The following is a 20,644-nucleotide window of genomic DNA, read 5'->3' as shown; positions in this document are numbered from 1 at the left end:
AGATTTTGCTTGAAGGATTTTCTCTTTATTATGGGGCCAATATTATTGGGCTAGAACAGAGACTTCCCTAGAAGTTAGGAAGATCTGCAAGAAATTTACCTCTTATGGAATGCACGTTATGGAGTGCAAGAAAAGGCCTCAAACTTTTCCTTGTAATATTTTATAGACATTTTTAACCCCTTAGGAGTCTTTATTTGGTCCCCTCTTCTCTTTTAAAACGTCTTTTTATCCTTAGTCTGGGCCCTGGCCAGAACGCACTTATAACTCCGCAAGTCCACCAGGCCCTTTCCGAGGTGAGCGATCTATTTGGCTATGGCCCCTATATTAAGCGCCTTAGCCTTCCGGCTTCTGTTACCCTTCACCCCTCAGATAACCGCGAAGAACTTCACCGTGCCCGCCAGGCCCTCGACATGGCGGCCAGTGGGAAAAGCGTTGGGGTTGTTTCCTCTGGGGATGCAGGGATTTTTGCCATGGCCAGTACCGTATTTGAAGCTCTTGAAAAAGGCCCAAAAGATTGGCAAGAAGTGACGATAGAGGTCATGCCAGGTATTTCGGCCATGCTGGCCGTAGCTGCCCGTGTAGGGGCCCCTTTAGGTCATGATTTTTGTGCCATATCCCTTTCTGACAACCTTAAACCATGGCCCATTATTGAAAAAAGGCTTATAGCTGCAGCACAGGCTGGTTTTGTCCTCTCGCTTTATAATCCCATTTCAAAAGCACGCCCCTGGCAACTGGGCCAGGCTTTTGAAACCTTGCGGCATACCCTGCCCGGTACGGTGCCTATCATTATTGCCACCGCTGTCTATCGTCAGGAAGAGCATATCCGTATAACATCCCTCTCAGAAGTACGAGCCGAATGGGCTGATATGCGCAGCCTAGTGATAGTGGGCAGTCCTTATACAAAAACTATTCCGTCTCATAACGCCATTCCCTGGGTTTATACGCCTCGCTTCATTCCTTCTTAAGGCAAACCCTCTCTGCCAACCCTGGTATTTGTAAGGAGAGCTGTTGTAAAAGGGTGGTTATGGAAGAAAAAGTGTAGGCTTCTATCCCTTTTGGCGCAGGGGGACGCTCAAGCAAGATCACCTGCGCATTGCAAAACCTAGCTGCTTCAAGTTTTGCGACAACCTCTTCTCCACCAGAATTTTTACTTACCAGCACATCAATTCCATAATGACGAAACAGGGCTTTTTCGGCCTCGAGTGTAAAGGGGCCACGAGCAGTAATAACCTGGCAATGGGGTGGAAGCTGTTCGGAACTTGGCCGATCAACCGAGCGAATCACATAGGAGAGTTCTGGTGCATACCGAGCAAAAACCCCTACCTCCTTACGGCCAATCGTTAAAAAAACGGTTTTTTGCCTAATCTCAGGTAAATTTTTTATCTCTTCTATCGCCTCTTCATAGGACGATACCGAAAGCCACGTTCTCCCTGCCTGTTTTTCCCATGGCGGCCGGGAAAGCCTTCTATAAGGTGTTCCAAGTTTTTTGCAAACCTGCCAAGCGTGTTCTGTCATTGTCGTTGCAAAGGGATGTGTGGCATCTATAACAAAAGTAATGGCATTATCGACCAACCATTGAGTTAAGCCTTCACATCCCCCAAACCCACCAATACGGGTTGAAATAGAGCGATCGATTATAGGGTTCTGCGTCCGACCAGCAAGAGAAAGCGTGCAGTGCACAGCGGGGCAAGCAGAAAGGAAAGTTGCCAGCTTTCTGCCTTCGGCGGTTCCGCCCAAAATCAAGATATGGTGCATTCTTTGCCCTTTCGACTTTCCACTTCATGAAGGATTACAGTATAAACAAACCTTATGACAAACACACCCTTTCTCAGTTTAATTGGCATTGGTGAAGAAGGTCTTTCAGGTCTTTCAGCCCAAGCGTATCATCACCTTACCCAAGCACAGCATGTGTTTGGAGGAAGGCGCCACTTAGCCTTGGCAGACTCTGCGATAACAGGACAAAGGCATGAGTGGATTTATCCGATAAGAAACAACCTGGACAAGATCATCCACTGCAAGCCTGAAACGGTTGCCGTTCTCGCCTCTGGAGATCCTTTCTGTTACGGTATTGGCAGCACCATAGCCCATAACCTGCCCGCTGAAGACATACAATGTTTCCCCGTACTCTCATCTTTTTCTTTAGCCTGCGCGACCTTAAAATGGAGCCAGCCAGATTGCCAGCTTGTAAGCCTATGTGGAAGACCCCTAGCCACCTTACGCCCTTTTTTACAAGAATATACCCGCCTTGTTATTCTCTCAGCGAATGCCCAGACCCCCCATGAGGTGGCTGATTATATGAGCAACCTTGGCTTTTCCTCTGCCCGTATGCATGTGCTTGAAGCCCTTGGCGGCCCGCAGGAACGCATGCGCACCATAACTCTTCCTGCACCTTTACCGACAGATCTTTACCCCCTGCATCTTATTGCCCTTGAAACAGGGCCGTGCCTGACACCAGAGCTGATCCTTGCCCGCAGCCCTGGGCGGGCCGATAGCTTGTTTGAACATGATGGGCAAATCACAAGGGCCCCGCTAAGAGCCCTGACCCTCGCTGCCCTCCAACCCCGCAGAGAGGAAGTGCTTTGGGATATTGGCGCTGGTTCTGGGGCGATAGGAATCGAGTGGATGCTGACCCACCCCAGCTGTAAGGCCATTGGTATTGAGCAAAACCCCGAGCGGGCAGAGCGAGCTATGCGCAATGCCCAAACCTTGGGGGTGCCAGCGTATCAGGTTATTCAGGGTCAGGCCCTGGAAGTTTTACAAACCCTTTCTACTGCTCCCCATGCCATTTTTATTGGGGGTGGGTGTAGTTCTTCCTTGCTGGATTACGCATGGCATGCCTTACCTGCTGGAGGAAGATTAGTGGTTAATGCCGTAACCGCTGAAACTGAAGCCCTGCTTTTTGATCGCTATCAACAATGGGGGGGCAGCCTTAGCCGTTTCCAAGCGGAGTATCTTACCCCACTTGGCCGTAAAAGAGGATTTAAACCCGATAGAACCATAACCCAATATTGTATTACCCACCCTTAATCCTTCGGCTCTATCACCATGGCAGATCCCCCCTACACCGTTGCTGGCTTTGGTTGCCGCCCCTATAGCCCACTGACAGACCTTACCGCAGCCTTTCGCCAGCTTTCCCATGTAAGCCCCTTCCCGATTACGGCTGTGGCAGCCCCGTATTTTCGCCAGGAATTAGCCCTTTTCTCAGAACTTTCCCATATGGTCTCTTTGCCACTTTATTGGATTTCTCTCCACACCCTAAAAAAGGCTCAACCTTATTGTCAGAGCTATTCCCAGCAGGCTCTCAACCGTTTTGGGATAGCCGCTATTGCCGAAGGGTGTGCTATAGCCAGATGCCTCGCTTACGTGACCGAGCATCAAGGGGCTTTCGTTTCTTCTTCTGTCTCAGCTATTTGTACGATGCCAAAGCTTGTTTTCCCTAAAATGAGCTTTAATACTGTTACCATCGCCTTAGCATCAATTAACCCACCTAAATGGAGGCCCACATGACCGTACATTTCATTGGAGCAGGCCCCGGCGCTGAAGACCTGTTGACCGTACGCGCCATAAACCTGCTTAAAACATCCCCCCTCTGCCTCTATGCTGGCTCTATCATTCCCAAAGGGATTTTAGCCTACTGCCCCCCTCATGGAGAATGTATTGATACTGCGGCTTTAAGCCTTACAGATCTTGAACATCATTTCCTTCGGGCCCATCAGGAAGGAAAAGATATTGCCCGGCTTCATTCAGGCGATCTCTCCCTTTACAGTGCTATGGCCGAACAAATCAGCGTGTTAAACAAACATACCATCCCTTATACCATAACCCCAGGTGTGCCGGCCTTTTCTGCTACAGCAGCTGCTCTGGGCTGCGAACTTACACTACCTTACAAGGCCCAAAGCCTGATCATTACTCGCCTGGAAGGACGAGCTTCTTCCATGCCAGAAAGTGAAACACTGGAAAATTTTGCTCAAACAAAGAGTGTTTTGGCCATTCACCTGGCCATTCACCGTATTCAGGAGATTTGCGAGAGACTTATTCCCTTTTATGGGGAAAATTGCCCCGCTGCTGTGGGGGCTCATGTTTCCTGGCCGCAAGAAAAGCTGCTATTCTCTACCCTGGCCCTTTTACCCCAGGCTGTACAGAAGGCCAATATTGAACGAACAGCTCTAATTCTCGTAGGTAAAAACCTGCATGCTGAACCTGTGCAAACTTCCTCCCTCTATCGGGAAGATTATCATCGCCGGTTCAAGAGCGCATAATTATTCTACCTCCTTAATTATTCTATCGCCTTCAGGCCTGTGCGGGCTACACACTGGCTATTTCTGTTAAATAGGGCGACTTCCAGCCTCACAGACGTAGGGCCAAGATAGTCTGCAGCCACATTCCATGCCCGTTCTGCCACGATCTCCCCCAGGGTGAGGTTGGTGATTGCCCCTTCTTCCATGGTTTTTTCAAAAGCCTCTGCGACAGTATTGGCCTGGCTTATAGCCTGCACCTGTGCTTGCCCATAACCAGCCTGAAAAGCCCATTCAGCCAGCACCGTTAAATCTACCCGCCCACGCTTAGAGTGTAAATCCAAAAATCCTTGGGCCAGTTTGGTTATTTTGGCGATCCCCCCCGCAATGGTCAAGGCCGGAACGGGATGTTGGCGCACATATTTCAATACGCCCCCTACAAAATCTCCCATATCAATCAGGGCTTCCTCAGGCAGGGCATAAAGCTTTTTTATCCCCTCTTCAGACATATTCCCCGTTGAGGCCGCCAAATGGGGAATCTGCATCGCTCGGGCAACATCCACCCCTCGATGAATGGATTCAATCCAAGCTGCACAGGAAAAAGGGATAACAATCCCCGTTGTGCCCAAAATGGAAAGCCCCCCCACAATACCCAAACGACCGTTAAGGGTTTTTTGGGCTATTTTCTCACCACCAGGGATAGAAATTTTCACCTCCACATCTGGTCTAAGAACCACTTCCTGCAAGGCCTGGATCATCATCCTTCTTGGAACAGGATTTATAGCAGGCTCCCCAACGGGTAACGCCAGGCCCGGCCGCGTGACTGTTCCCACCCCCTCCCCTGCTGAAAAACATATGCCCGCCCCTTTTTCGCGCAGGGTTAAAGTTGCGCAGATAAGAGCCCCATGCGTTACATCGGGATCATCGCCAGCATCTTTGATGACCCCCGCCGTTGCCGAGCTCCCCACCCAGCCATATTGGGCCAGAGCAAAACGTACCCGCTTGCCCGAAGGAAGGGTTATTTCAATCGGATCTGGAAAATTATTCGTCAATAAGGCAATATAAGCCGACTTAGCAGCCGCTGTTGCACAGGCCCCTGTTGTCCACCCTCGCCTTAGTTCTTGTTGTTGATTTTGCACGTGCCTTACCCAATGCCTTCACTTTCCCCTATCATAAACCGGATTTGTCCTTATGCCCACATCTGCTCTTATGATTGCCGCACCACGCTCAGGCAGTGGAAAAACCCTAATCACCTTATCCCTTCTCTCGGCCCTAAGAAAAAGGAAAATACCCATACGGGCAGCGAAATCGGGGCCAGACTATATTGATCCGACCTTTCATGCCAAAGCCACCAGCCAAACAGCCTTTAACCTCGATAGCTGGGCCATGCCCCCTGCCATGATAACCCATCTTCTGGCCAGTTCCTGTCAAAACAGCCAATATCTTATCATAGAATCCTCCATGGGTCTGTTCGATGGCATTACCGCAACTCCTGGCCGAGAGGGCAAGGGCGCTGATCTGGCAGCTGCATTGGGGCTTCCTATTCTTCTTGTACTAGATGTTTCAGGACAAGCGCAAAGTGCTGCAGCAATCGCTTATGGTTTCTGCCATTTTGACCCTGCCCTTCATATAGCAGGCATTATCCTCAACCAGGTTGCCTCTCCCCGCCATGAAAAAAGTGTTCGAAGTGCTATAGAGCCCCTGAATATCCCCATTGTTGGGTGTTTTTACCGCACCTCTACCCTGAAACTCCCTGAAAGGCACCTAGGGCTTGTCCAAGCTGAAGAACACCCCCACCTTGATCAGTTCTTTCAGACCGCTGCCGATCTGGCAGAACATTATCTGGATATTGAGACCATTCTCTCTTTAGCCAGACCACTGAACTACAAAGAGAAAGACCCCCCTCCACCCCCCAACAGTTTTCTTCCCCCCCCTGGTCAGCGTATTGCCCTAGCCCGTGATGCCGCTTTTAGTTTTCTCTACCCCCATATTTTGGAAAGCTGGAGAGAGCAAGGAGCAGAATTATCGTTTTTTTCTCCCCTGGCTGATGAAGCTATCCCCACAGAGTGTGATGCTTGCTGGCTTCCGGGAGGGTATCCCGAGCTGCATGCCGAACCCATTGCCCAGGCTCAACGGTTCATAACCAGTCTACAGGTTTTTGCCCAAAGCAACCCGATCCATGGGGAATGTGGAGGCTATATGGTTTTAGGCCAGACCTTAACCGATGCCCAAGGACATACCCATCCTATGGCGGGATTACTAGACCACCATAGCAGTGACCATAATCGCAAAATGCATCTCGGCTATCGGCAGGCCATCACTCTGGCTCCCACCTGGGCCGGGAAAGAAAAAACCATTCTGCGTGGTCATGAATTCCACTATGCACAATGCATCTCCCGTGGGCAGGACAGCCCCTTTGCCACACTCTACGATGGAGCTGGCCTTCCCCTTGGTCCGGAAGGGGGCCAACGTGGCCGGGTTACGGGATGTTTTTTTCACACCATTGCCTGCACCCCATAACCCTTTTTAACCATCCTTTTCATAACCAATTACAAACTGTTTTATTCTTATGGCGCCTTTTCAACCCACCCCTCCCACATTCACATCCCTAGCCCAACTCCAGGATCTTTGCCTTGCCTTATCCACCCCTATCGAAACAGGCCAGGACAGGCTTGCCGCACAAATACGCCTGCGGCTGGATGCCCTAACCAAACCCCCAGGAAGCTTGGGCCGGCTTGAAGAGCTTGTTGTTTGGCTTGGCCTTTGCCAACGCCGCGCCATGCCTACCCTTCAAAATTGTCATACCCTGATCTTCGCCGGGAACCACGGAGTAACGGCCCAAAATGTTTCGCCCTACCCCCAACAGGTTACGGCTGAAATGGTGAAAAATTTCCATAATGGAGGGGCTGCCATTAATCAGCTTACCCAACAGGTTGGGAACCGCTTGCAAGTGATCACGCTTAACGCCTTGCACCCCACTCGGGACTTCAGCCAGGAACCAGCCATGTCAGAACAACAGTTCCTGGACTGTGTAGCCACCGGATACAAGAGCGTTCCTCCTGAAGCGGACCTCCTGTGCTTGGGAGAAATGGGCATTGGCAACACCACAGCTGCGGCTGCCCTCAGCTGTGCTCTTTTTGAAAAACCATCCCCTTCTGCCACAGGAATGGCGAGCGCCCAAGGCAGCCCCTCTGCCGTAGATTGGGCTGCAAAAGATCGGACTGCAGAAGGCTGGACTACAGAAGAGTGGGCTAAAAAAAATTGGGCGACAGAAGATTGGGTCGGGGCAGGAACTGGCCTATCCCTTTCTCAGCAAAGGCACAAGGCCAAGGTTATTGAAACGGCCCTTACAAACCCTGCAAATGATTTTTCTACCCCGTTCGATGCTGCTCGTATTTTTGGGGGATTTGAACTGGCAGCCCTGTTGGGGGCCACCCTTGCTGCGCGCAACCTGCATATTCCCCTTATAATAGATGGCTTTGTCTGCACGGCGGCCTTGGCCCCCCTATGGTGTATGGCCCCCTCCTTGCTGGATCATTGCCAACTTGGCCATCTTTCTGCTGAAAAAGCCCATGCCAAACTGGCAGCCCAGCTTAACCTTACCCCCTTGCTTCACCTGGGCATGCGATTAGGAGAAGGAAGTGGGGCTGTTCTTTCTGTTAACCTTATCCGGGCAGCACTTTCCTGCTATAGGGGAATGAAAACCTTTGATGAGGCCCACATCGCATCATCATCCTAAGGAAAGCTCCATGTTCAAGAAATTTAGAGCCAATCTGGCAACGGCATTCCAACTTCTGACACGCCTGCCAACCAGCTGGCTCGCTGCCAAGCCCGCCTATCCCTCTAACAATGCGGGAGGAGCAGCCCTATGGCCGTTAGTAGGGGGTATTTTGGGCATAATGCCATGGGCAACCATCACCGTTTCTGGATGGATGGGATTTTCCTCCTCTTTATGCGTTATAATCGGGCTGGTCACCATGGTCTTTCTCTCCGGTGGCCTGCATGAAGATGGCCTTGCTGATACAATGGATGGTTTTGGGGGAGGAAAAAACAAAGAAGAAACCCTACGCATTATGCATGATAGCCGCATAGGAAGTTACGGCTGCATAGCCCTTATTCTTGTCTTCCTGGCCCGTTACGTCAGCTTAGGTCAACTCATGGTTAACCATACCCTTCTTCCTGCCCTAATTATGGCGGGAGCGTTATCAAGGCTTAGTATGCTCTGGCTTTTTTATACCCTTCCCCTTGCCCAGGACAAAGGCGTGGCTTACGGAATTGGTAAACCCCATAGTCGTGCCCTTAAAAGGGGTGTATTTTTTACTGCTCTTATGGGTATTTCAGTCCTGTCTTTCTCTCACTTTATTATTGCCAGCCTTATAGGCGGCCTTTTTACACAATATATGAAAAACCTGGCAGTTCGAAAGGTGGGGGGAATTTCTGGGGATATTCTGGGATGTGCCTGTATATTGGTTGAAACAGGGCTGCTTGTCCTCTTCAGCAAAATCATTTCTCCTTCCTCTTCTCTGCTAACTACCCCTATAACCCCTTTCTTTTGGACATAATTGCTAAAGCTACACTTCTTATTTACAATACGTCTTATTAAACAGTGCATCGTCAGCAAGGATCACCCGATTACTCTGGATTTTACAGTTTTTGTATGGGCTGGCAGATTCCACCCCCCTGGTACTTTCCTGGTACTTTCGTAGTAAAACCCACCTAATTGTGCTATGCTAAAAGGTCTGTGGTGCAGTGTGACACGGTGTAAATTAGTCTGCCGTAGCATTGCGTTATGTGGGTTCTGACTGTGAGCTTGGCCCACCACTGCGTCACGGACCTAATCCCTCGTTTCTGGCTTATCAGAAACAGGCCATTCTCCCCACAAAATCTTGTCCCCATATTGCCGCCTGATCTGGCCCAGGAACTTTATCTGGCCAAAGTTTTATCTGACCCAGGGTTTTTGCTGTGATGGGGTAAAATGGTTCACGTAATGATTCACATCTGGCCCAAAAATACTTAAAGACCCCTCCTGCTTATGGAATATTGGGGTCATATGCGTACCGTATAGAGTCTCGCTTCCCCCATCGCCAGGGGATCTGCCAAACAATCGGGTTTACGAGCAGCCAGCAAGGCAGGAAGCATGCGTAATGGCCCCCCATGGGTTATAATAATACAATTTTGGGACTGCTCTTGAAGATGGGTGACAAATTTTTTGAGCCGGGTTAACAGCATGCTCGCACTTTCTCCCCCGGGGGGTGTAAACTCCCACGGCGAATTGACCCATTGTTGGAGCAATACTGAGGATATCTTATTCCATGCTTGCCCCTCCCATTCCCCAAAATTGAGCTCTCTGACATGATGATCCACCCATAAGGGAAGACCAAGCCGATTGGCCAATAAGCGGGCTGGAAGAAAACATCGCTGTAAGGGAGAGGTATAGACCTTTTTAAACCCTTTTGCCTGGCATAATGTTAACCATTTTGCAAGCGTATCTTCCATCGTCTTTTCCTGGGGACTCTGTAACGGTAAATCCGTTATGCCATAACAATATCCCTCCCTTTTCTGAACAGGGGGATGCCTGGCCAACAAAACAGAAAAAGACTCTACCGACATTTTCTTCCTCATCATTGCATTTTCTATTAAATAGGGAATAGTCTAAGAGAAAGTATGGTATATAATTCTTAAAAAATATCTTCTTTTTCTCTTCTCATTTTTATCAGAGACTGACCCCCATGAGCTTACCCATCCCCTTATTGATTAAGGCTGCTGCATCCTCTTCTACGCCTCTTGCGGAGTTATTGCGCAATGGGCTTGTTATTGCCCAACGATCCCACCAAGAGGCCATAGCAAAATGGTTGACTTGTGAGCTCAACGGCTACCCATCTCATAATCCCATTCCCTTTTACAGACACATAACTGTCTATGATGAGAAGCAGGAAAGTTACGGTATCAATTTGCTACAGCCGATTGGCGTGCTGGAAAGCATGGTCCATACGCCCTCTTCTTTCCTTGATGTGACAGAACCCCAAAGCGGTAAAACTTTAAAAGTTACCCCATTAGCCCTTCAGCCTGTTATGGAAATGCTCCGTAACCTTATAACTGAATGGGGCCTCGCTATGGAAAAAAACGGAATAACAGGAGATGAGGAGGGAAATTTTTCACAGGAAGACAAACAGAAAGTCCAAACCCTTCAGCTCCCATCGCTTCAACTCGATAACGCAGATAAACCCGCTTTTCCTATTCTTCCCACCGAGAAATATAACAAAAATGGGCTTCAATCCCTGGTGGAGATCTTGGAAAAAGAGACTACCAATCCACAACTTGATGCAAAAACTCAAGAAGAACTGCAAGCAGCCCTTATTACATTGAGAGCCCAATTAAGCCTAAATAAGCCACAATGGTCTATTATTTACGCTGTTCATTCTACTTTAAAAGAAATTGTTGATTCCGGACGACAAATGATTCCTTATCTTTCCGAACTCTTTCCCTTGTAATACTTATTGAAAACCCATATTTTAAAGACTTAGTTACGCCGGTCATATGAATTTTTATTGTAGTTTTTTCTGTTTTTTTTGGTATCGTTGAGAACAAATATGTCTAAAAATTTTAATATTTATAACGACTATCTTACCGTTTCTATCAATGAAAAAGGGGCAGAGCTCGTCTCCCTTAAGGATAAAAAAAATAAGGAATGGCTCTGGCAAGCTGGACCGGAATGGGCTCGCCACTCCCCTGTTTTATTCCCTATCGTGGGTAAACTTAAAAACAACACGGCCCGTATTGCTGAAAAAGATTATACCATTCCCCAACACGGCTTTGCCCGAGACCTGGATTTTTCCTGGGCGTGGCAGGGAAGGGATGGATGCTCTCTTGTTTTGACAGATTCTGAAGAGACCCGTAAAGATTTTCCATTCCCCTTCTTTTTAGAGTTAGCCTATATGTTGGATGGTGCAAAACTGACCGTTCATTATAAGGTAAAAAATACCGGTAAGGCCGCGCTCCCCGTCTCTCTTGGTGCCCATCCTGCCTTTAGGTGGCCCCTCGATGATAATAGCACAAAAACAGACCACACCCTTGTGTTTGAAAACGACGAAACCGCTCCCGTAAAAAAGCTGAAAAACGGCCTCCTCCAGGAGTCAGATGTTTCTAATCCTGTTAAAAACCGCACTCTTTCCCTTTCGGACTCCTTATTTACTGACGACGTCATTATTTTTGAGAATCCCGCCAGTTCCTCTGTCATATTTAAAAATACACAAGGAACCAAATTAACCGTATCATGGGAGGGATTTAAGCAGCTTGGTTTATGGATGAAGCCAGGGGCAAACTTCCTTTGCATTGAGCCATGGGCAGGTTATGCAAGCCCAGAACAATTCAGTGGCGATTTTAGTAAAAAACCTGGTTTGTTGTTACTCCCACCCGACGAGGAATTTAAAGCCAGCTGGTCGGTAGAATTGGATGTGCCTGCTGCACCTTCTACAACCTCTTCTCTCTCTTCAACGGCCTCATCTTCTTTTTCAACGCCTTCTGCACTGGGCTCATCTTCCTCTTCAAAATTATAGGGTTCACACCCCATACAAACTCCCCCGATAAGGCCACTACAGAGCGCTCTTGCCTTATCGAGGGAGTTTTATTTTCTGCCCGAAAGATTCGTACTGACAAAAACAAAAAGATTGAGAGTGGAAAAGAAAGTCTAAATAATAGTATTTTCTCTAAAGATCATGCTTTTCAGAACATACCTAAAGGGAGTTCAATGCTTTTTCTAAAGTCTTTCAGGATAAACCCCTTTAGAGGCTATTCTTTTTCCCGATGTTTGATTAACCGAGTGATTGACCGCTGAATAGAAAGGCGTTCCAACGTTGTTAACTGCCTATAAAGTTTCAGCAAATCAATTTCATCAATACTGATTTCCATTTGCGCAGACTGACTTGCCATGCCCGTAAGAAACACTTCCACCGGCACATTCAATAATTTTGCCAAATTGGGAAGATGTTCTCTCACGCTTCCCTCCCGATTGGTTTCCCAATGCGCAACAGCACTCCGTGAAACGCCCAATTTGTTGGCAATATCTTCCTGCGTAAAGCCTTCAAGCTTCCGTAATAGCCTAATTCTCTGACCAAGAGTTTCTTGTGTGCCAAGAAACTCTATCATCTCGTCTTTTTTTTTTACCATTCTACTCAATTCTATAATGTTACGATTGCAAGCCTAGGGAGGATGAAGCTCTACATAGACAAAGAGCATAACACGACAAAATCGCTGCCTTTCTTCATTTCTCTGTTACTCTCCTACATCTACAAATCTAGAAACCCCGTACAAAAAATCTTTAGGGGAGTTGTTCTGCAATATAGGGAGGTAAAACAAAGGCAGCCCGATGGAGAGCTGGGGTCCAGTACCGGGTTTTCCCCTCAAGCCCTGCTTGGTTTGCCCGTTCCTTAAGGGTTTGCAAGGAAACCTCTAACCCCGCAGGGTTTTTAGAGGCCACACCTAACGTCATAAATCCCCCTATATAAGTAGGAACCGCAGCACAATAAGCCGATACATAGGGAAAAAACTTTTTTCGCCTCTGGCTGGTTTCGCGTAATTCATCTGCCTGAAGAAAAGGAACACCACACTGATTAACGATAAGACCATACTCACTGAGAATCCGAGCACAATTTTCATAAAACTCATCGGTAAATAAAACTTCTCCCACCCCAATAGGATCAGTACTATCTACTATAATCACGTCATATACACCATTGCCCGCCTGTTTGACGTGGGCAACCCCATCACCAACAATGACATTCGCTCGTGGGTCTGACCAAGCCTGCCCAGCAATAGTGGGAAGATATTTCTTGGAAATTTCAATCACCTCACCATCAATTTCTACCATATCGGCCTTTTTAACAGTGCTATGCTGTAAAACCCGGCGCAGCACTCCGCCATCGCCGGCCCCTACGATGAGCACGTTTTCGGCTTTTCCATGGGCAATTAACGGCACATGAGAGAGCATTTCCTGATAAACAAACTCATCCTTTTCTGTAATCTGAACAACGCCATCCAAAAATAACACACGGCCAAATTCTTCACTCTCACAAACCATAATATCCTGAAAAGGGCTTTTGGTATGCACCAACTCTTTACGAATCCTAAATTGCTGACGCCAGCCTTCATAAAGCTCTTCGCTGACCCATTTTGCCGTCATAACCTGGTTTTCCTTTTCCCTTACCAAAGCAATAAGGCAGTTTTCCATCGCCAGAAAACTGCCTTACACATAAACTAGAAAAAACACCTCCCTTGGGGAGAATTATTTTTCAAGCGTTTCCTTCCCACGGCGCATTTCATCAATCACGACCCGCTCTGCCTGAAAAAGACGCTGCATAACTGGTATAGCCAAATGAGGGTCGCATACCCCGCACATAAAGATATCCACTGCTGCAAAGTTGCGTTCTGGCCATGTATGAATTGAGATATGACTCTCTGCCAGCACAATAACACCAGAGACCCCGCCATTAGGCGTAAAATGGTGAAAATGGCTGTGTAAAATGGTAGCCCCTGCCGTAATGGCAGCTTCCCGAAGGGTTTGATCAATCTTGTCGGGGTCATCAAGATTAATGGCCCCCCACAGATCTACTAAAAGATGGTTGCCTGCATATTTGACACCATCTTTTTCAACAAAATAGTCTTTCCGTTCTTCTTGCTGAAGAGAAGAAACAGCCGAAATCTGGTTATTTCTCGGGAAATCCGAGACTATCCCCAGCCGAGCAAGTGCGTTCATCAACGTACCCCCAAACCAGTAGACAGCCTGTTGGGCTTTATTGCCCCCTTGGGCTAAGATAAAAACGACGAAAAACGCAACCTTACAGCCACGTTTTTCAAACAAGGGCTCTTATATAGTTTATCTGATGTTTAAGCAAATATATTCAGCGGCCTTTTTAAAAAAAACAGCTTAAGCCTATAAAACAAGCTTTCTAGCTCTGTTTTTGTTGAGATCGAAAAAATATAAAATTTTTCTTTTTAAAGCTTTTTCTTAAACCTTTTTCCGCGAAATGGCCTCAATATGCTATAATATTTCAAGAAAGGAGGAAATCGTATCTGTATCGAAGCTGCATCTATTATTTAAAAATAGCGTAAAAATACGAACTCTCGTTGCTTATGACTTGCTATCAATATAATGAGCAGTATATGCCAATGGTGAAATGTTTTTTTCTACTATAGGAACAAGCCAAAGTGAACAAAACAAAGCTTCCAGTAGGGTACAAACCCTCTGAAAATGAAGAATTCATGAATCCTAACCAGCTTGAATACTTCAGGCAGAAGTTACTACACTGGAAAAAAGAACTGATTGGTGAAGCGAATGAAACCCTAGCAAGCCTTTCTGAAGGGGGCATTCTTGAGGCTGATCTCGCTGATAGGGCCACAGTTGAGACTGATAGAGCCCTGGAATTAAGAACACGGGACAGGGCCCGTAAATTGATTTCTAAAATCGATATGGCCCTTGAGAGAATAGAAGATGGTTCCTACGGCTATTGCGAGGAAACCGGCGAGCCCATCGGCATTAAAAGGCTCGAAGCACGCCCCATTGCTACTCTGTCTATTGAGGCCCAGGAGCGCCATGAAAAAATGGAAAAAATTTACCGTGATGAATAGGCCTTGCAAGGGAGACTGGCTTTATCCTTCTTTTATCATGATCCTCCTTTTATCAAGGGCCTATATTATCTAATAAGCGCACACTGCCTAGACGGGCTGCGGTAATCAGGCGTGTATGTTCAGACCACGCCTTTGCCACAAGCATCTCTTCCTTCTGCACAATTTCCAGATAATCCACAGAAAACCCCTTTTCGGTCAGGGTTTGCCTTGCTTCTTGTAAAACAGAATGAGGAGCCTTGTTCTGAAGTTTTTCTCGAACCTGTAACAGTGTTTTATAAAGAATAGGCGCTTGCGCTCTTTCTGTTGGGGTTAAAAACTGATTGCGTGAAGAGAGAGCCAGCCCATCTTCCTCCCTGACAATGGGAGCTCCTTCTATGATTATTCCTAAGGATAGGTCGGCTACCATACGTTTGATGACCTGCAGTTGCTGCCAATCTTTTTCCCCAAAAATAGCCCTGTCTGGAGTAATAAGGCCAAACAAGCGTGCAACCACAGTAGCCACCCCAGAAAAATGCCCAGGCCGGCGTGCACCCTCCCACAACAAAGCTGGTCCTTCAACCTCAATTCGAGTGGCAAAACCTTTAGGATACATAGCTTTTACATCGGGAATCCAGACAGCGTCACAGCCTGCTTCGCTCAGCAGGGCTATATCGTACTCTTCCTGGCGAGGATAACGCTTAAGATCTTCAGGTTGATCAAATTGGATCGGATTAACAAAAATAGAAACCATCACTTTTGCAGGCAGGGCTTCTGGCTGCTCTGGGCTTGGCTCTTTAGCCCTTTGTACCAAAGACAGATGTCCAGCATGCAAAGAGCCCATAGTGGGCACAAGCGTAAGCATTTCTGATTTTTTTAAACCGATATGATGGCGATAATCCTCAAGATCCGCCAGATTTCGCAAAACTTCCATTTTGAAACGCCTAACCTTTCTCGTTCCTGTTTTCCATTCCCATTATTAAGGGGCTAGCCGCTAGTTCCTCAGTAAAACGGCCCGTGCCCTCCTCTTTACCCTTTCGTACAACAGTAGTCTCTTCTTCCATTGAACTGGTTAAACCACACCTCCTGCTGGAGGAACCTGCATGGTGGGGCTCACGATCGAGAAAAGGCCATTTTTCTGTGCTTTTTGTGGTACGGGCCGGTTTTTTTTATCCCATCCCCACCCTTTACTCATCCACAACACTTTCCTGTCTCGTAAAAAAAGAATATGCACTTTTATGTGCCGTATTGTTCCTTAAGATCAACCACAACATCGCCTATACCATAACAAAAACAGTTTTGAGGAATTCTTTCACCATGTCTTACTGGCCTCTCTATAAACCTTTTCCATTTCTGGCGTTATCTGCCCTTCCTCTTCTTTGGTTAACGGCATGCGGAAGCGACCAGAGCCAGCAGCCCCTCCAACAACACTCCTCTTCTGCAGCAGGGCAAGCCCAATCCTATACAGAAGGCCATGTGCCTGATTTTGCTACACGGAATTTCGAGCCCTTTAACCGCCAGGACGCCATTGCCATTGCCATGCGGGAATGGCGGCTCTTTAACCAGCCCGTTGATGATGATGACCCCCGCACCCGGCCAGAGCCAACAAGCCCAGCTGTAAAGGCAGAACGTGCACCTGGGCTATGGCAACGGGTGGGTGAATATTGGTGGGCTGGTATTAACCCCTATGATAGCCAGGTAAGCTATACCGGCAAGCACGATTCTGATGGCCGTGTGTTTAATTTTACAAACGATACACGCTATGCTTGGTCGGCTGCTTTTATTTCTTATGTCATGCGGATTGCAGGAGCAAATGAGCGTTTTGCCTATTCTCCCAACCACTCCACCTATATTAATGCAGCCTTTACCGGGGCCGCTTCCGGTCTTACTGGGCGAAGCCCAAGGGAATATGCTCCCCAGCCAGGGGATCTGATCTGTGTTGGCCGGGGCGCAAGCCGTAATCTACAGTTTGAAAATCTTCCGACCTCTTATGACTTTCCCTCCCATTGTGGCCTAGTTGTTGCTATTAACCAAAATGGCCCTCCATTTGGCCATCAGCTCAGCATTATTGGCGGAAACGTCGATGATTCTGTAGCTCTGACCCATGTTCCTACAGATACTAATGGCCTTCTGGCTGATCCTACCACCGGAATGAGCTATGATTCCCGCTATCCATGGTTTGCTGTTTTACAAGTCCATTATGATGCTAATGAAGAACCTTATACTGACGAATAAAAAACCCTTCTAACCCCAGAGAAAACCTCAAGATAGAGTAGTATAGTTTTTCAGAAATTCTTTTAGGGGTGAGTTTTAAAGGGAGAACTTACTTGGCTTTCCACCAGATCTTAGAGCGGAAAAGACTGGATCTGGTGGATTAAACTCTCAAACCCATCATAAATATTTACAAGGCTGGTATAGCCTTTAAAAGCCATAAGTTCTGCTGCTTTTTGGCTTCTTATGCCTTTTTTACAAACAAAATACAGAGGTTGGGTTTTGTTGAGGCAATGTTTTTGAAACGTTTCAATAAAATCGGGATTAAAGGTGTTATCAGCCCAGATAAGAGAAAGGAGCAGCTGGCGGCTTTCTGCAATGGGTGCAATACCTGTAATTCTCCATTCCTGAGGGGTTCGAACATCGATAAGATAAGCTGTGGGAGTGTTTTTAAACTCATGCCACGCCTGGTGAGAAGAAAGCTGACGAATTTCCATGATTTTTTCTAAATCTGATACAATTTCCATCACTCTTATTGCAGCCAGTTTTTGGCAACGTCAAGCCCATCGTTGAGGTTCATTCGCACCGCGTGAAGGCACCAGGTTCCTGTTAAGGATGGCCAAATGCAAAACCACTCACCATAATATATTCGGCGGGAACCTCCCTTTTCTGTACGTCCCCCTACCGAATTCTAAATTTTGGACGATTGCATTTTTCCTGTAAAATTTAACTTTCCAGAGCTGGCCCATTTTTTCTTTCCCTCATCAGGCGGGCTCACTAAAAAGCTGGTGACAAATGCTACAACCGTTAAAACAAAAGCCAACAGCAAAGTGGGCGTAAAGTCTTTTAAAAGGGAGGTAATGATTAGACCGATAATTCCTCCAAACCCAAAACAGAGATAAATCCCCCCATAGTTTTTACTCACATTATTCATACCGAAATAATCCCCCACCAAGGCAGGATAGACAGAAACAGTGCCACCAAAATTAAAAACAACACAAGCAATGGCAAAGAAGAATACTCCTTTACTGAGTGGGAAAAATACCAGCAATGTCAGGCCCAGCAAGGCCAGACCCTGCCCAAAGGATATGACCCTTATTCTTTTAACCTTGTCTGAAAAATACCCCATCAATAACCGCCCAGCCAAGTTAGTTGCGGCAATAACAGCCACCCCTTGTGCAGCCGACAAAGCAGAAAGTCCAGCCAAGGTTTGCCCTAAATCCTTGGCGGTTCCCAGTACAAATACCCCACCAATGCAAGAGCTAAGAAAAATTAAAGTCAGCATCCAATATTGCCGCACATGAAGGCACTCTGTAAGATTATATTGCCGTTTGGCCGGACTACGGGTACGAGAGGTAGCCGCTCTATTTTCTACCGCCAGTGCATCGGTGGCTGGTGCATCGGTTAAGGTTAAAGCACAAAGAGCAATGACAGAGCCTGTCAATAGTCCCAAAACAACGAATGTACCACTTAGACCGAACCTTTCAAGCAGATAAGAATTGATATATTTAAACCCCAGACTCCCGAGCCCATAAGAACCAACCACCACGGCAGAGATCATCCCCTTACGTTCAGGAAACCAGCGGACACAATTGGAAAGCGTGGGCAAATACCCAACCCCTTCAGCACACCCAACACATACACCTGCAATAAGATAAAGGCTGATAAGGTTGGGGACAAAAGCAGAAAGAACATAACTGCCGCCCAACATCACCCCTGCCAAAACAGCCGTCTTTTTAGTACCAATCCGGTCTTGTAATTTTCCAGAAACGGTCGAAGAGAGTGAGAGAAAAAGACATAACAGGGCAAAAGTAAAGGCCACCTCGCTCACCGGATGGTTCAGCCGGGTTGCAAAAGCCTGATTATACAAACTCCAAGTATAAGCTGACCCTAAGCAAAACTGGATGAATATTGTTGCAACTAGCGTAATCCACCGTGTCGATGAAGAGTGAGAATGGCTTTTATACATAATAATACTTACCAGAGGAGAGGAAATAAAACTCTTGTCTTGAAGGCTAAAAATCTTTGATCGTTTCATAGAAATAAAAGATCATATCTTCTTCAAGGTTAAAATTTTGACTAACAAAAGATAACAGAGTGCTATTCTATTCTCTAATAAATGAAACGTGACTTTATTAACTTTAGCGTGACCAATAACAAAAACGTGAATTCTTATATGTTACTTATTCGTAACAGTAAGAGCTCTCCATCACCAATAATTTTACGAACAATTCCCTATTATTTATTTCTAAAATGATATTTTGCTCTTTTCTATTGTCCCAAAATATGCCAGATAAGTTTTAGTCTTGGAACAAATAGGCATTTCCTACATGTTAAGTCATGTTTATACTTATATGATCAATAAGGCCCAAAGCGATTATGCCCCTTTATGGTTGGCCCTTATTGCCTTTTCAGAAGCGAGTTTTTTCCCTCTTCCGCCTGATCTGTTACTGATTCCCATGATTTTGGCTCAACCCAAAAAAGCGTGGCAATTTGCTACCATTTGCACATTAGCAAGTGTAACAGGAGGAATTTTTGGATGGTATATCGGCGCTTTTTTGATGGACTATCTCGCACAACCTATTGTGCATTTCTACCATGCAGAAGCCACTCTTCTAGCTCTCCAAGAAAAATTTCGCCTTTATGGTGTATGGTTTATTCTTATTAAAGGGCTTACCCCTATCCCTTATAAGCTTGTTTCTATTGCCAGCGGGGCAGCACTATTCCCCATTGGGACCTTTGTTCTGGCAAGCCTTGCAACACGGGGGTTACGTTTTTTTATTATCGCTGCTCTCCTTTATTTTTTCGGCGCATCGATCCAGAATTTTATAGAAAAACGTTTAACCCTTGTTGCAACTATTTTTGCAGCCTTAATGGTGATAGGAATTTTCGCTATTAAATACGTATAGAAAATTAGAGCGTACGAGAGAGAGCAATAATCCACACACAATCTATCGATCTAACCTCAAAACTCTCCTAAGGGGTAAGATTGATGGCTTTGAAACATTTTAAACCAGGTACGCCGAGCCTTCGTGGAACTGTTCTTGTTGATAGATCAGATCTTTTTACCTGCGTGATCCAGTCTATCTGCATAACACCCTGGGGCCGTGTTATTAAATCCCTCACCTTTGTTGGAAAAGAGAAACGTTAGACCAACCGTTTTTGCTTGCGGGAAAAATCGTGTAAAATATTTTTATGAGATTGAAGGGCAACGATAATTTTATCCACATCAGCTGGCAGGAGGCTTACACCAACAGGCCCATAAGCGGGATGCTGAAAAATAAACATTGAACCTTCTGTCATTAAGTCTGCTTGAACAGCCCATTGGGTTTTACGAACAGGTGTAAACCTCGCCCCTACAATAGGAGAGACTGGCTCCTCCTCTTTTAATCTCCACCTTGCTTCTCCCAAAAGAGTAATCAAGTTTATGAGCTCTTCTTCTGAAAGGGTAACCATTGTATCAACACCATTTTCAGAAAACATGGCAAGGCTGACTTTCTTTCTGTCTTCTGAAATTACAACATTAACCTTATCTGTTTGTTTGTTTGTCATTTTTTAACCCCTTTAACCTTTGCTGTTTTTCAGCAAATATTTATTTT

The 20,644-nt window shown here is 46.5% G+C and carries 23 protein-coding genes; 12 read left to right on the top strand and 11 right to left on the bottom strand.

All coding sequences use genetic code 11. The features are described from left to right. The first annotated feature begins 194 nt into the window (after window positions 1–194). A complete protein-coding gene (cobJ, locus tag JGUZn3_RS03165; protein ID WP_203414284.1) occupies window positions 195–965 on the top strand; it encodes a precorrin-3B C(17)-methyltransferase in 771 nt (256 codons plus the stop codon). On the opposite strand, the gene JGUZn3_RS03160 is transcribed toward cobJ, so the two are convergent. Next, complete coding sequence (locus tag JGUZn3_RS03160; RefSeq protein WP_203414283.1) at window positions 952–1,755, bottom strand: cobalt-precorrin-6A reductase; 804 nt, start codon at window positions 1,753–1,755, stop codon at window positions 952–954. The two genes, cobJ and JGUZn3_RS03160, sit on opposite strands and share 14 nt — an antisense overlap. Before the next feature lie 54 nt (window positions 1,756–1,809). Between JGUZn3_RS03160 and cbiE the strand changes: the two genes are divergently transcribed. The 3 genes from cbiE to cobM are packed head-to-tail and all read left to right on the top strand — an operon-like array spanning window position 1,810 to window position 4,259. Then, the gene (cbiE, locus tag JGUZn3_RS03155) at window positions 1,810–3,027 is read left to right on the top strand and encodes a precorrin-6y C5,15-methyltransferase (decarboxylating) subunit CbiE (protein WP_203414282.1); all 1,218 of its coding nucleotides are present in this window, start codon (window positions 1,810–1,812) and stop codon (window positions 3,025–3,027) included. 18 nt (window positions 3,028–3,045) lie between these two features. Beyond that, entirely contained in the window at window positions 3,046–3,507 is a 462-nt protein-coding gene (locus JGUZn3_RS03150; RefSeq protein ID WP_203414281.1) for a cobalamin biosynthesis protein, read from the top strand. Beyond that, a complete protein-coding gene (gene cobM / locus JGUZn3_RS03145; protein ID WP_203414280.1) occupies window positions 3,504–4,259 on the top strand; it encodes a precorrin-4 C(11)-methyltransferase in 756 nt (251 codons plus the stop codon). The genes JGUZn3_RS03150 and cobM overlap by 4 nt, the downstream gene beginning before the upstream one ends. 17 nt (window positions 4,260–4,276) lie before the next feature. Here the strand turns inward: cobM and JGUZn3_RS03140 are convergent, their stop codons facing one another. Beyond that, window positions 4,277–5,374 carry a cobalt-precorrin-5B (C(1))-methyltransferase gene (locus JGUZn3_RS03140; RefSeq protein ID WP_203414279.1) on the bottom strand — a complete coding sequence of 366 codons (1,098 nt, stop codon included), beginning with the start codon at window positions 5,372–5,374 and terminating at the stop codon, window positions 4,277–4,279. 52 nt (window positions 5,375–5,426) lie between these two features. Here JGUZn3_RS03140 and JGUZn3_RS03135 point away from each other — a divergent pair, with 52 nt between their 5' ends. Genes JGUZn3_RS03135 through JGUZn3_RS03125 form a run of 3 tightly spaced genes read left to right on the top strand, consistent with a single transcriptional unit; the run spans window position 5,427 to window position 8,797 of the window. Next, window positions 5,427–6,755, top strand: coding sequence for a cobyrinate a,c-diamide synthase (locus JGUZn3_RS03135; RefSeq protein ID WP_238996879.1), 1,329 nt, complete (start codon window positions 5,427–5,429; stop codon window positions 6,753–6,755). Between the two features lie 49 nt (window positions 6,756–6,804). Then, window positions 6,805–7,974: a nicotinate-nucleotide--dimethylbenzimidazole phosphoribosyltransferase gene (locus JGUZn3_RS03130; RefSeq protein WP_203414278.1), complete on the top strand. Its 1,170-nt coding sequence runs from the start codon at window positions 6,805–6,807 to the stop codon at window positions 7,972–7,974. A gap of 10 nt (window positions 7,975–7,984) precedes the next feature. After that, the gene (locus JGUZn3_RS03125; RefSeq protein WP_203414277.1) at window positions 7,985–8,797 is read left to right on the top strand and encodes an adenosylcobinamide-GDP ribazoletransferase; all 813 of its coding nucleotides are present in this window, start codon (window positions 7,985–7,987) and stop codon (window positions 8,795–8,797) included. Between the two features lie 484 nt (window positions 8,798–9,281). Here the strand turns inward: JGUZn3_RS03125 and JGUZn3_RS03120 are convergent, their stop codons facing one another. Then, on the bottom strand, window positions 9,282–9,860 hold the full coding sequence (locus JGUZn3_RS03120) for a histidine phosphatase family protein (RefSeq protein WP_203414276.1): 579 nt from the start codon (window positions 9,858–9,860) through the stop codon (window positions 9,282–9,284). 104 nt (window positions 9,861–9,964) lie between these two features. Here JGUZn3_RS03120 and JGUZn3_RS03115 point away from each other — a divergent pair, with 104 nt between their 5' ends. Then, window positions 9,965–10,726 (top strand): AbiTii domain-containing protein, encoded by a 762-nt coding sequence (locus tag JGUZn3_RS03115; RefSeq protein WP_203414275.1) that lies wholly within the window; start codon window positions 9,965–9,967, stop codon window positions 10,724–10,726. Between the two features lie 99 nt (window positions 10,727–10,825). Next, a complete protein-coding gene (locus JGUZn3_RS03110) occupies window positions 10,826–11,791 on the top strand; it encodes an aldose 1-epimerase family protein (protein WP_203414274.1) in 966 nt (321 codons plus the stop codon). A gap of 232 nt (window positions 11,792–12,023) precedes the next feature. On the opposite strand, the gene JGUZn3_RS03105 is transcribed toward JGUZn3_RS03110, so the two are convergent. The 3 genes from JGUZn3_RS03105 to speD all read right to left on the bottom strand — a co-directional run bounded on the left by JGUZn3_RS03105 (window position 12,024) and on the right by speD (window position 13,986). After that, window positions 12,024–12,401, bottom strand: coding sequence for a helix-turn-helix domain-containing protein (locus tag JGUZn3_RS03105; RefSeq protein ID WP_238996878.1), 378 nt, complete (start codon window positions 12,399–12,401; stop codon window positions 12,024–12,026). Window positions 12,402–12,552: 151 nt separating this feature from the next. After that, window positions 12,553–13,413: a polyamine aminopropyltransferase gene (speE, locus tag JGUZn3_RS03100; RefSeq protein ID WP_203414774.1), complete on the bottom strand. Its 861-nt coding sequence runs from the start codon at window positions 13,411–13,413 to the stop codon at window positions 12,553–12,555. A 102-nt stretch (window positions 13,414–13,515) separates the two neighbouring features. After that, entirely contained in the window at window positions 13,516–13,986 is a 471-nt protein-coding gene (gene speD / locus JGUZn3_RS03095; protein WP_203414773.1) for an adenosylmethionine decarboxylase, read from the bottom strand. A gap of 506 nt (window positions 13,987–14,492) precedes the next feature. On the opposite strand from speD, the gene dksA reads away from it, so the two are divergent. Next, the gene (dksA, locus tag JGUZn3_RS03090; protein ID WP_203414772.1) at window positions 14,493–14,858 is read left to right on the top strand and encodes an RNA polymerase-binding protein DksA; all 366 of its coding nucleotides are present in this window, start codon (window positions 14,493–14,495) and stop codon (window positions 14,856–14,858) included. A 52-nt stretch (window positions 14,859–14,910) separates the two neighbouring features. On the opposite strand, the gene panC is transcribed toward dksA, so the two are convergent. Together panC and JGUZn3_RS03080 are read right to left on the bottom strand one after the other, a co-directional pair. Then, window positions 14,911–15,768: a pantoate--beta-alanine ligase gene (gene panC, locus JGUZn3_RS03085; protein ID WP_203414273.1), complete on the bottom strand. Its 858-nt coding sequence runs from the start codon at window positions 15,766–15,768 to the stop codon at window positions 14,911–14,913. A gap of 138 nt (window positions 15,769–15,906) precedes the next feature. Further along, complete coding sequence (locus tag JGUZn3_RS03080) at window positions 15,907–16,068, bottom strand: hypothetical protein (protein WP_203414272.1); 162 nt, start codon at window positions 16,066–16,068, stop codon at window positions 15,907–15,909. Window positions 16,069–16,151: 83 nt separating this feature from the next. Between JGUZn3_RS03080 and JGUZn3_RS03075 the strand changes: the two genes are divergently transcribed. After that, window positions 16,152–17,069, top strand: a complete 918-nt coding sequence (locus JGUZn3_RS03075) for a DUF2272 domain-containing protein (protein ID WP_203414271.1) — start codon at window positions 16,152–16,154, stop codon at window positions 17,067–17,069. A 110-nt stretch (window positions 17,070–17,179) separates the two neighbouring features. On the opposite strand, the gene JGUZn3_RS03070 is transcribed toward JGUZn3_RS03075, so the two are convergent. Together JGUZn3_RS03070 and JGUZn3_RS03065 are read right to left on the bottom strand one after the other, a co-directional pair. Then, window positions 17,180–17,572, bottom strand: coding sequence for a rhodanese-like domain-containing protein (locus JGUZn3_RS03070; protein WP_203414270.1), 393 nt, complete (start codon window positions 17,570–17,572; stop codon window positions 17,180–17,182). Window positions 17,573–17,736: 164 nt separating this feature from the next. Beyond that, entirely contained in the window at window positions 17,737–19,083 is a 1,347-nt protein-coding gene (locus JGUZn3_RS03065) for an OFA family MFS transporter (RefSeq protein WP_203414269.1), read from the bottom strand. Between the two features lie 292 nt (window positions 19,084–19,375). Between JGUZn3_RS03065 and JGUZn3_RS03060 the strand changes: the two genes are divergently transcribed. Continuing rightward, window positions 19,376–19,954, top strand: a complete 579-nt coding sequence (locus JGUZn3_RS03060) for a YqaA family protein (protein ID WP_203414268.1) — start codon at window positions 19,376–19,378, stop codon at window positions 19,952–19,954. A 238-nt stretch (window positions 19,955–20,192) separates the two neighbouring features. On the opposite strand, the gene JGUZn3_RS03055 is transcribed toward JGUZn3_RS03060, so the two are convergent. Further along, entirely contained in the window at window positions 20,193–20,597 is a 405-nt protein-coding gene (locus JGUZn3_RS03055; RefSeq protein WP_203414267.1) for a hypothetical protein, read from the bottom strand. Window positions 20,598–20,644 lie beyond the last annotated feature (47 nt).

The organism is Entomobacter blattae, from assembly GCF_014672835.1.
GTDB lineage: Bacteria > Pseudomonadota > Alphaproteobacteria > Acetobacterales > Acetobacteraceae > Entomobacter > Entomobacter blattae.
Note: the sequence above shows the minus strand (reverse complement) of the source record. Positions and strands in the feature narration are given on the sequence as shown.